This is a genomic window from Pirellulales bacterium, from assembly GCA_035939775.1.
In the GTDB taxonomy this organism is placed as follows: Bacteria; Planctomycetota; Planctomycetia; order Pirellulales; family DATAWG01; genus DASZFO01.
In genome coordinates this window covers 1-11,586 of record DASZFO010000305.1, presented here as the reverse complement: position 1 = coordinate 11,586, position 11,586 = coordinate 1, and the positions used below count along the sequence as shown (strand labels likewise).

The following is an 11,586-nucleotide window of genomic DNA, read 5'->3' as shown; positions in this document are numbered from 1 at the left end:
GCGGGATGCGGTCGGTGAATGGCTCGTAGAAATGCTCGCTCCAGTCCTTTGGACTTTCCATCGAGAGATCGAGCATCGAATCGGGAAAATTCACCACGCAGATGAAGTCGCCATCATTGGCCTGGTAGCGCTTCTCTCCCGAGTCGGGGTCAGTCCAGAATCCGCTCCCGCCGAAGACCCACCCGAATTCCAATGGCTTGCCGGTCTTGATGTTGCGGACCCAATCCTGTCCGCGGGCTTCGCGCTGCTTTCCCTCGTTGTCGGTCCAGCGAACGGCGACATCGACTCGGCTGCCAGTGGCCGGGGTGAACTTCGTGTCGAACTTCGCCGGATGGCCCGGCTTCGCCCCGACCGCCAACAGTCCAGCGTGGACCGACTCCATCTTTCGCGGAGTGACGGCGATAATCGACTCGTATTCCTTCGACTGCTGCGGACAGGCGAACATCTCCAAGTTTCCCTCGCGCACCGCGATTTTTCCTTTCATCACCACCTGCTTGTTCTTCTTGTCGATCCACAGATCGCGGCCTTCGGACAGATAAACGATGTTCTTGTCCTTTTCGTCCGTCGCCTGCTTCGGCAGTTGACTCGGGTCCACTGAGACCGACGGCTTGGCCGGCTGAGCATCAGACGCCTGCGGTTCATCGCCGCGCAGGCCCAAAGCAAATAGGCCGGATGCGCCGCACAGCGCTCCAATCGACAACGTCCGCCAAATGCGGCTGGACATAAGCACCTCTTCAGGTCAATGGCCCGGGGAAAGTGGCCGGGGCAATTTCAGCCGCGGCAGTTACTTGTTAAGATACCCGGTTCGCAGTTTCGAATACAGACGTTCCTGCCTCATGGATAGCGGCATGCGACCTCACGAGATTCATAGTTCCGGCGGAGCGGCGCTAGCCGAACCACCGCTAGCGAGCGGCGAGCAGCACGGGCCGTTGTTGAGTGAGGAATCATTTTGGCACGAAACGGCCCCGCCCGAAGTGCGCGAGAGCTACTCGGCCGGTGAAAACATCGCCGGCTGGAAAGCCTGGAAGCGGCACCTGCTCCGCCGCCGTCGTCCCGTCCCGATCGCGCGTCTGTGGACGGGCAAAGACAGCGTCCTCACCTGGGGCGACACCGCGCCGTCCCAAGCGGACCGGCTGGCATGGTTGTTTCAATCGCTCGGACGCCAATCGAAACGCGGCGCCAGCCACGACGCCGTAGCAGTAAACTCGCTCGAGTGGCTCGAGGAGAACTGGGCCAGCGACGACCCGGCGCCGGCCAACGCCGAGACGCACGGCGGTCGTAACGGCAATTCACATTCCGGCAACGGCAAGTTGCCGATCTCGGTGCGCCGCGACGGTCCGCAAACGGCGAGCGCCATTGCTCTTGAGTCGCTCGCCTGGCTCCACATGCTCGCCCAGCGCGTCAACCTGTTCGATCGCGATTCATGGTGGCGCGTCTGGCGGCAATTGCACCAAATGTCGCGCCGGCCGGCGATCGCGCTGGACGCCGATCCGCTCGGCCACCAGCTTTCGGCGGGCGAGTTGCCGCTGACGCTCGCCTATTTGTTTCCGGAATTGAACCCTTGCCGCCCATTGCAATCGCCGGCCGCGGCGGCCCTTTCGCATGGCATGGCCGAACTATTGGACGGCGAAGGATTGCCGCACTGCCGGCACCTGGCCGCGCTGCGTCCACTCGTCGCTTGCTGGACCCGTTGCCGGCTGATCGGCGAGCACCTTGAAGGAGGCTGCTGGAATGCCGAAGCCGAAGAGCAATTCCCGCTGGCCGTGCGCGAAGTGGTTCGTCTCTCGCGCCAAGACGGCTCGCCGACGTTCGCGGGCGCTCTGGCCCACGCCGGCGCGACCAACGACGCGGCGGCGAGTGCCGCCAGCACGGAGACGGCCGCCACGCATGGGGCAAGCCGGTCCGCGGGGTGGCTGGTCGACGTGGCGGCCGAATTGATCGCGGACAAACCGATTCGTCGCTTGATCCGCGCGATGTTGGCCACGCGCCGCGAAAAAGCCGCGCTGCGAATCAAACCGCGGCAGTTGCCCGCCGCCGCCGTGCATTCCGAATGGTCGGAGATTGCCGTGCTCCGTCCGGACTGGGGGGCGCGGGGCGAGCGATTTGCCGTGGCTTACGGCGCTCGTTCGGTGCGAGCGGAGTTGGCCGTCGGCGCCGATCTGTTTCTCAGCGGCTGTTGGGAGTTGGAGGTTCGCGTCGATGGCGACCTGGCGGAACCGGCCAGCGAGTGGCGCGAAGTATGTTGGGTCAGCGACGACGACTGCGATTATTTGGAGTTGGAGATGGATCTGTCCGGCTCGCTCCGCGTCCAACGGCAGATGCTGCTGGCCCGAAAAGATCAATTCTTGTTTCTGGCCGATGCGGTGCTTGGCGATCGGCCGCACGAACTGTCGTATCGCGGTCGCTTGCCGCTGGCGCCGCGGCTCACGGCGAGCACTGCGGCCGAAACGCGCGAATTGTTGCTCGAAGGTCATAAGGCCCGGGCGCTCGTGCTGCCGCTGGCGCTTCCCGAATGGCGGGCCGACGCGCGCGGCGGCTCGCTGGCCATCGATCGCGCCGCGCTCGAGCTGCGGCAAGCCGGCAGCGGCCGACGGCTCTTCGCTCCGCTTTGGTTCGACCTGTCACGGGGCGGGGCCGAGAAGGCGTTCACCTGGCGGCAGCTCACCGTCGCCGAGCAACGACACAACCAGCCGCGAGATTTGGCCGTCGGCTACCGAGTCCAGTTCGGCAATCGCCAGTGGCTCGTTTACCGGTCGCTTTCCGAACCGGCCAACCGAACTCTGCTCGGCATGAACCTCTCGACCGATTTCTATCTGGCGCGCTTCCGCCGTGACGGCGAGACCGAGGCGATTTTGGAAATTGAATGAGAAGAAGAGGTCGGAAGTCGGAGGCCGAAGATCGTTCGTTAGCCGGTTCGCTTGCGAACCGAAGACCGGGTGCGCCGGCACGATGGCATCGCACCGGCCTTTGCTACTTGCCACTCGCCACTCGCGGCAACTGCGCGATCATCTCGCGCGTCGCGGCTTCGACGGCCTGCTGCCACTCGGCCGGCTTGAAACGCCCAGCGAATTCCGGCCGCGCGTGGGCGAAGATGATTCCGCGCGAATTGTTCACGATCGCCCCTAGCCCTCGCGAATCGAATCCCGCCGCCACGTGTTGAGCCGTTCCCCCTTGGCTGCCGAAGCCGGGGATCAACAGCCAGGCATGTGGCATCGCCTGTCGCAGCTCGGCCAACTGCTCGGGCCAGGTCGCCCCAACGACCGCCCCCACGTCGCCGTAGCCACTCGCCCCGGCCCCGGCCGTCGCCAGCCGCTCGACGAACTCGGCCACGTGCCGATAGAGCGGCCGGCCTTCGCACGCGAGGTCCTGAAACTGTCCTCCGCCAGAGTTCGACGTCTTTACGAGCACGAAGATCCCCGCCCCGCGCTGGCGCCCCACCTCGACGAACGGCTCGATGCTGTCGGCCCCCAGATACGGGCTGACCGTCAGCGCATCGGCGCCCCAAGCGCTTGATTCGGCCCCCAGATAAGCTCGGGCGTAAGCCGTTGCGGTCGAGCCGATATCGTTTCGCTTGCCGTCGACGATCACGAGCAGACCGCGATCGCGGGCGTAGCGGATCACGTCGGCCAACGCCTGCATTCCCGCCGGCCCCAGCTCCTCGAAAAATGCCGCCTGTGGCTTAACGGCCGGCACGAGCGGCGCGACCACATCGATCACCCCTTGGCAAAACTCCCGATACGCGGCGGCCTGCTCGCTCGCCGAATCCCCAGCCCGCTTGCGAACGATCTCTGGAAGCTGCTCGATTCGCGGATCGAGCCCGACCAGGACGCTCGTCCCGCGCCGCCGAACCGCTTCCGCCAATCGCTCGCCGAAGGACAACATAGGGGCTGGGGGCTGGGGACTGGGGACTGGGGACTGGGGATCAAAATACGAAGTACAAAGTACCAAGTACAACACGCGACCGACAACGCAGGAAGGCGAAATCGCTGCTCTTCCGCCCTTCTATCCTCCGCGTGCCAGTCCCGCAACCCGCCCCGCTCAATCGCCATGTCGTCACGGTCGCCAACGCCCGCCTCGCGAGCCCCGAGCCCCCAGTCCCCAGCCCCGAATTCGGCCCCTTGTCGCAGTTCGCGGCGGCCACTAAATTACTCATGCGGCCAGTGCCGCGGCGAGGAGTTCCTCGTCTGTGCAACCGCCGACCCGCCCCCATCGTCTAGTGGCCCAGGACGTCGGGTTCTCAGCCCGAAAACCGGGGTTCGACTCCCCGTGGGGGTATTCGCGCCATGCTCCGCAGTTGGCGGACATTGGATGGAGCGCGGCTCGGTGAATCTGATTCTCGGCGGGCATTCATGCAGTTCGGCATCGGATGGGTGAGCCTCATCTGCTGTCGGCCTCGACCAACTCGACTTCCTCCGCGGTCAAGTCATACAGACCGTACACGAGCCGATCGATCTCGCGATCGGTGGAGTCGATCTGCCGCTGGAGCACGGCCTTTTGCGCCATGGACCTCGCGGCGGCAAGTTGATTGCGCACGGCCACCATCGAATCAACTAGGGAAACGATCCGATCATGCCGCGCTTTGTCAGCCACGTCGGCAAAATCGATTTCGTGGATGGGCAACTCCGCGAAGTATTGCTTCGTGCATGTGATCCAGCCTCTGCGGAAGACATTGCTCATCCGCTGAAGCCGCCAGAATAGGAGCTTCGAGTTAAGAAGCCCCAGCACATACTCAGGTTTCATCCGACATCCTTTGGAAATCGCAATCGTGAAGCCCCCACTGGCCATCGGGCATAGTTGAGACCGCAGCCGCTCTGGTATACGCGCAAAGAGTCCTTTATCGGCGAGCAATGGCACGGCAATCTGCGCTTCACCGTGCAGCAAAAGGTTGCGCGGGGCGCTATAGGCATACCACTCTTTGAATTGCTTGCGGCGCCGCAGCGCTTGCTCCTTTCCGCGAAGGTATGCGTACGCGCGAGGGAATTGACGCTTGAACTCGCGTTCCGGCATCAATCGATATTCGCCATCGTCAAGGGCGTAGGGAAAGATGATGTCCCATTTTCCGCTAGGCGCGAACCAATAACGACCGAAATCGCTCGCGAACACCGGCGTCCTGACAACGCCGTCTTCAATCTGGACCGTTCCGCGTTCGAACATAAAGACATCGTCGTCGCCGCTGCTGCTGCCCCGGCTCACGGTCGCAGGAAGATCGAGCAGACGCGTTGCCCTGGCCTGCAGCTTGGCGAAAATCGAAGCCGTCTCAGGCGGTTCGAAGGTCCACGCGTCGGCGGTCAACGTTTTGCTGCTGCGTTTCGAGAATCGAAGACCTTGAATCGATTCAGGCGACGCCTCGCTCGCGGCATACTGAAACGACGCTGCACCATCCTTTTCGAGAAACAGCAGACATGTGTAGGTTGTTGCTGAAAAAACCTGATGGTGCCCAAAATCGACGATGCGGTCAACGCTGCACAGCCCCGAGAGCACGCGCCGAATGCCTTCGCCATAGTCCGTGCGGAAGAACTTATTTGGAACGATAAAGCCGAGTCGCCCGGCGGCTTGCAATAGTTGTAAACCGCGTTCAATGAAAACCAGGTAAATATCGTAATTGCCCGCTCGCGCAGATTCATAGATCGTTTTATAGATCTCCACTTCCAGCGGCGCCCAGTCCTTCATCGTCTGGATACGGATGTAGGGTGGATTGCCGATAACGCAGCCGAATCCGCCCGCCTTCATGGCTTCGGGAAAGTGTTGCTTCCAATCGAACGCGTTCGCGCGTTGCATTTCGTCGGCTTGAGAAAGTAAATCGCCAACGAGCTGCTGGGGAGCAATCAGGGAATTGCCGCACTGGATGTTGTTGGCCAGATTTGGCAGCGCCCGCTCGCGGAAGAATTTCAATTGCCGGACGACACTTTGCTCGTTCTCGCCTTCCAGCACCTTCAGCAAAAGCGACAATTTGGACACTTCGACGGCCTGCGGATCGATGTCCACGCCAAAAATATGCGTGGTCAATATACGTTTCTTTTCTTCAATCGTCAGTCGCCATTGGCCCGACCGTATACCGTTGTAGACCGCTCGCTTGTGCGATTGCGGCTTGTTTGCCACGTACCAGCTCAGGCAATGGTCGAGCAGGAGCCGATAGGCGCCGAGCAAGAACGATCCGCTTCCACAAGCAAGGTCCAGCACTCGCAGCGGCTGCTTTCCGTTTCGCGGCCCAGCCAGTTGAGCGGGACTTCGGCCTTCGATCTTGCGTCCGACCGTTTCTTTTACGATGTAGTCCACAATGTAAGCCGGCGTGTAGTAGACCCCGCCGGCCTTGCGAACCTCCGGCTTTTCCTCCACTTTAGCTTGATGGCCAACGGTCAGTCGAATCGCTTTGCCCAAGAAGCGTTCGTAAACGGTCCCCAAGATTTCGACCGGCATCACGCCGAAGTGATATGGCGAGCCGTGAGCAAAATAAAGGCTTTGCAGAATCGGCTTGAAGACCCTATCATCGACCGACAGCTTCGGCGTGATTCGGTCGGGCGCATCCGATTCGCCCTCTTCCTTCTGGAAATGAAACAAGCCGGAGTTGTATTTTTCGTCTGCGCGGCGACAGAGGCCGCGCATGAAACGCGAGTAGATGTCTGTTTCTCCGCATAGATTCATGAGTTGCTGTTCGGGCTCCAGACCCCGATCCTCTGCCATGCGAAGGAACACGATCCTGTCGATCGTGTATTGGACGGCCGCGTTCAAATCATCGGAAGAGAGGTCTGGATTTCGCAAGGCCATGTTGCGGGCCAGCGACTCGCGCCAACCTTCGATTTCCTTGAGAAACTCCACGTCGACTTCGGAAGTGCCACGCTTCCGCTTGGACGCGGCATATTGGTCGAATGCCCCGGACCAGACGGCTTCTCGCGAAAACACGTCCCACAACTCGCGCCAGCGATCGGCGTACTCGTCGAAGCGAAAATAGAGGATTCGCGCGCGGCTAGCCTTGTCGCCCAGACTCGGCCGCAGAGTGCAATCGTAAACGCTGAGTTCTTCGAAGTCGGTCAAGATCGAGACGGCGACTTTCGCGCTCCAGCCATAGCGGCGAAGTTGGTAAGCCGGAGCGGGATCCATGTGGATGTTGACGCCGCACTTCTTGGCTTCCGCATAGAACTTGGGCAGAGTGCCAACGCGGAAGGTGTAATCTGGAGCCTTCTGTTGGCCCTCCACGTCGAGGCTGTCTTCGGGAATGACTTCGCGGTACTGCGGTGCAACCCTCTCCGCGTTTCGCACGTCCCAATCAAGCGCCTCGAAAAAAGGATCGATCAGGGACTGCCGAACGTGGGCTTCCTTCATGCCGGCAGCGCAAAATGCTTGCCGGTTCGTCGCGAGATATTGGCTGAGCGAGGCAATTTCATTCCTGCCTTGCTCAAATGTCTTGTTCATACCCGACGTCCCGGGATCAACGCTTTAGTTGGGTCTAGGCCGCGCGGCGCCTGCCGCTAGCCGTGTCGGCAGGCAACGCTTTCAGCCGAAAACCGAGTCCAAAGTTTAGCGGGTCAGGCGAGCTTTGCCAGCTAGTGCGACCGGTCGGTAATTGGTGGGCGAATCAGCCTCCCTGAGTTTGGCGTCGCCTGAAACAGTTTGGTCGAATTGTTGCCAGCGATTCGATAAGACACATGCCCTTGCTATCATTTCGAGTCGCGCCGAGCATCGACCGGTCGCGATTTGGCCAAGTCGAGTTGCAGTTTAGACCGCTTATCCGCCGAGCGGAGCGGCAGTCGAGGTCTGGCACGGCGTATGCAGAGCGTGCAATTCCGAATCACTCGTTTAGTTTCCCGACGCGACGGTCGCGATCGGGTTGGCTCCGACGAGTTGCGACGATGGGAAGGGAGCCGCTGGCAAAAGCGTAATTTTCATCGAGGAGGTGCGATCATGCGGTTTGTCTTTGTCAAACTGAGCACGGCGGCGGTCGTGGCGCTTGGATGCGCGGCGCTCTTGGCTCAAGGGCCGCGGATAGGGGCTGGAGCAGGAACCAATGCCGGCGGGGGAGCCAACGTCGGCGGGCCTGCCGTCGCGGGCGCCGGAGCCAACGCGGGCGGCGGAGCGAATGTTGCCGCGCCTGGCGCCGATGTGGGAGTCAACGCCGGAGTCGGCGCGAATGCTAATGCCGGGAGTAATGTCGCGGCGCCGAACGGATCCAATGCCCAAGTACAACCTGGCGGACAGACCGGGGCCGGAGTCGACGTGCAAGGACCGCGCGGTGGCAACGTACAGGTTCAACCTGGCCGGCCGGCGGGCGCTGACGTGAATGTGCAGGGACCACGAGGCGGCAACGTGCAAGTGCAACCCGGCGGTCCTACCGGCGGCGCCGATGTGAACGTGCAAGGGCCCCGAGGCGCAAACATCAATGTTCCTCCGGGAGCCAATGTCACGAACCCGGACGCGCGATTTGACGCCAATGCGCGCAATATGGACCGCCGTGATCGCGACCTTGCCGATCGCAACGTCGATCGCTGGCGCTACCGCTGGGATGGCGGTCGTTGGTGGTATTACGGACCGCAGAATCGCTGGTCGTACTACAACGACGGCAACTGGTCCGACTACGCCAATGATTATGGAGGCGCCGACAGCAATTTCCGCTATTCCAATGGGAATTGGTGGTACTGGACGAATAACGGTTGGCTGATCTATCAGAACGGCCAGTGGTCGCCCTCGGGGCCGGGCGCTGCGTATTCGGACTACGGCAACAGTGACTACTACGGCGGTAATGGTCGCGGCTATTACGGTTACTATGGCGGTTTCCCTTATCGCTATTGGACCGGATATCGCGGACCCGTAGATCGGGCAGAAGCCGGCGTCGGTCGAGCGGGCGAGGCGGTCGGCCGAGCCGGCGCCGCAGTCGGCCGAGCGATCGAAGGCGGCCCGCGCCGCTGATTGCACCCCAGTCGTAAGTGTCGGATACTTGTTAGGGGGACGCAGCCGGACGCTGCGTCCCCCCGTTTGCAAGAATTGATGTTTAGGGGGCGGCAGGATACCAAACGACAGAAAACGTCCGTCAGCCGACCTGGCTTTCCTGGAATTCGTGATTCTTTCCTTCAATTGACTATCCCGTTCTTGGCGGAGGCGCGGAGATGAAACGACGATCGAAGGCGGCCAGTTCCAATTCGCAATTGAATCAGATGGATTTCGTGGAGTTTTTGGATCGACTTCCGGCGGGCGCCTATATCTGTGATCCGGAAGGCAAGATTACCTATTTCAACCGGCCCGCAGCCGAGGTTTGGGGGCGCGAACCAAAACTCAACGATCCCGCGGACCGCTTCTGCGGCTCGTTTCGGCTGCTCGCGGCCGACGAAACTCCGCTTCGACACGAGGAGTGTTGGATGGCGCTGGCCTTGCAAACAGGCCAAGAATACCACCGTGAGGAAATTATTGTCGAGCGCCCGGACGGCAGCCGCCGCAATGTATTGGCGCATGCCAGCCCGATCCGAGACAGCTCGGGCAAGATCACGGGCGCAATCAACATCGTTATCGATCTCAGCGACCAGAAGCAAGCCGATCGCAATAGCGCCATTCTCGCTTCGCTCGTGGCATCGTCCGACGATGCGATCGTCAGCAAGACGCTCGATGGCCGGATACTTACCTGGAACGGGGGCGCCGAACGCATTTTCGGATTCACGGCCGAGGAGGCGATCGGATCGCAAATCACCATCATCATCCCACCGGAAAGACTGGATGAGGAACGTTTCATCCTGGAACGGCTCCGCAATGGCGAGCGGATCGAACACTTCGAAACCGAGCGATTGACGAAGGCTGGCCACCGAGTCGATATTTCCCTGACGGTTTCGCCGCTCCGTGACCGTGATGGCCGCATTTTCGGCGCTTCGAAGATCGCCCGCGATATCACCGCGCGAAAGCGCGACGAGGCTGATTTGCGGCGGCTCCACGAAATGAGCCGGCGGCTCTCGGCGACGCGGGAGCTTGATTTTGTCTTGGAGGAGATTCTTCATTCGGCGATGGCAATCGAGGAGACGGATCTGGGCCTCTTATCGCTGTACGATCCCGAGCAAAGACGACTGGCGGTTGCGGCGAGCCATGGATTTGATGATGAGTTTCTTGAATCGCTCGAGCGTCTCGGTCCCATCGACGACCTGCACGGTTCGAGTTTTCGAGAGCGACGGCGCCACGTAGTCGAGGATATGGAAACCGATCCGGTCGACGCTGGTCATCGGGACGTGGCGCGACAAGCCGGATATCGAGCGATTCACAGCACGCCGCTGATCGCCCGCTCGGGTGAAATTGTCGGCGTCTTGTCGACACATTTTCGAGAGCCTCACCAGCCGACGGAGCGCGTTAAAAGGCTGATCGACCTTTGTGCCCACCAGGCGGTCGATTTCGTCGAGAATGCTCGTCTCTTCGAGCAACTTCGGCTCGCCGATCGTCGCAAAGATGAGTTCCTGGCGACGTTGGCCCACGAGCTGCGGAACCCGCTAGCCCCCATTTGCAACGCGATCGATATCCTTAAGCTCTCCGATGATCTGGACCCCGCCGTTGAACACGTGCGCAACATCATGGAACGGCAGGTCACTCACATGGTGCGGCTCGTGGACGACTTGTTGGAAGTCTCGCGCATCGCGCGTGGCAAGTCCGAACTGCGAAAGGAAATCGTCGAATTGTCCGCCATCTTGGCGAGTGCCGTCGAGACGAGCCGCCCGTATATCGAGGCGGCGGGTCATCAACTTGTGGTTTCGATTTCGCCGAGCCCGATAACGGTGAACGCAGACGCCACTCGGCTGGTTCAGGTCGTTGTCAATCTGCTCAACAATGCCGCCAAGTACATGGATCGAAGCGGTCAAATCTGGCTGACCGCGCAGCACAAAGAGAATGAAGTGGTGCTGTCGGTTCGGGACTCCGGATTGGGAATCCCGCCCGACATGCTGCTGCGGGTATTTGATATGTATGCCCAAGTGGATAGCCACGCCAGTCATTCCCGCGGCGGATTGGGCCTCGGACTGCCGCTCGCCAAACATTTGGTCGAAATGCACGGCGGCCGGATCGAGGCCCGCAGCGACGGAACTGGCGCCGGCAGCGAGTTTATCATCCATCTTCCGCTTGCTGTGCGCCCAATGACCCCGATTGCTCGGGACGAGAGCATTCCGCTACCGACTCGTCGGATTCTGATCGTGGACGATGCGCAGGCCGCGATCTATGTGCTGGGTAAGCTCTTGGAAAAGATGGGGCAAGATGTTTGCGCTGCCCAGGATTCGGCATCCGCGCTTGAACTAGCGAAGTCCCAACGGCCGGACATCGTGATTTCGGACATTGGGATGCCGAACATGGACGGTTGCGAACTGGCCCGCCAACTGCGCAAGGAACCGGGACTCGAAGGCGTGATTCTCGTGGCTCTGACCGGCTATGAACAAGATGATGATCGACGGCAAACTAAGGACGCCGGTTTCGACTATCACCTCGTCAAGCCGGTTAGTCTCGCCGCACTAGAGCAGCTATTGGCGAATGTGCCGATACGGCCGACGGCGATTCCGACCGACGGCTGAGACCGAGTCCCGCCGTTCATCGCTGGGATGGCGATCGTCGTCTTGAACGATCTCGTTGATGCCTGAT

The 11,586-nt window shown here is 61.1% G+C and carries 6 protein-coding genes and 1 tRNA gene; 4 read left to right on the top strand and 3 right to left on the bottom strand.

The genetic code is table 11. The annotated features are described in order from the left end of the window. A partial coding sequence (locus VGY55_18990) for a YdjY domain-containing protein (protein ID HEV2972066.1) occupies positions 1–724 on the bottom strand: 724 nt, incomplete at its 3' end. 124 nt (positions 725–848) lie between these two features. Between VGY55_18990 and VGY55_18985 the strand changes: the two genes are divergently transcribed. Next, a complete protein-coding gene (locus tag VGY55_18985) occupies positions 849–2,867 on the top strand; it encodes a hypothetical protein (GenBank protein HEV2972065.1) in 2,019 nt (672 codons plus the stop codon). A gap of 103 nt (positions 2,868–2,970) precedes the next feature. On the opposite strand, the gene pyrF is transcribed toward VGY55_18985, so the two are convergent. Beyond that, positions 2,971–3,882 carry an orotidine-5'-phosphate decarboxylase gene (gene pyrF, locus VGY55_18980; protein ID HEV2972064.1) on the bottom strand — a complete coding sequence of 304 codons (912 nt, stop codon included), beginning with the start codon at positions 3,880–3,882 and terminating at the stop codon, positions 2,971–2,973. A 320-nt stretch (positions 3,883–4,202) separates the two neighbouring features. Between pyrF and VGY55_18975 the strand changes: the two genes are divergently transcribed. Beyond that, positions 4,203–4,275: transfer RNA gene (locus VGY55_18975), tRNA-Glu, on the top strand. 102 nt (positions 4,276–4,377) lie between these two features. Here VGY55_18975 and VGY55_18970 read toward each other — a convergent pair. Next, on the bottom strand, positions 4,378–7,410 hold the full coding sequence (locus VGY55_18970) for an N-6 DNA methylase (GenBank protein ID HEV2972063.1): 3,033 nt from the start codon (positions 7,408–7,410) through the stop codon (positions 4,378–4,380). 489 nt (positions 7,411–7,899) lie between these two features. On the opposite strand from VGY55_18970, the gene VGY55_18965 reads away from it, so the two are divergent. Further along, on the top strand, positions 7,900–8,901 hold the full coding sequence (locus tag VGY55_18965; protein HEV2972062.1) for a hypothetical protein: 1,002 nt from the start codon (positions 7,900–7,902) through the stop codon (positions 8,899–8,901). A 197-nt stretch (positions 8,902–9,098) separates the two neighbouring features. Further along, positions 9,099–11,519 (top strand): PAS domain S-box protein, encoded by a 2,421-nt coding sequence (locus tag VGY55_18960; protein HEV2972061.1) that lies wholly within the window; start codon positions 9,099–9,101, stop codon positions 11,517–11,519. Positions 11,520–11,586: the final 67 nt, after the last annotated feature.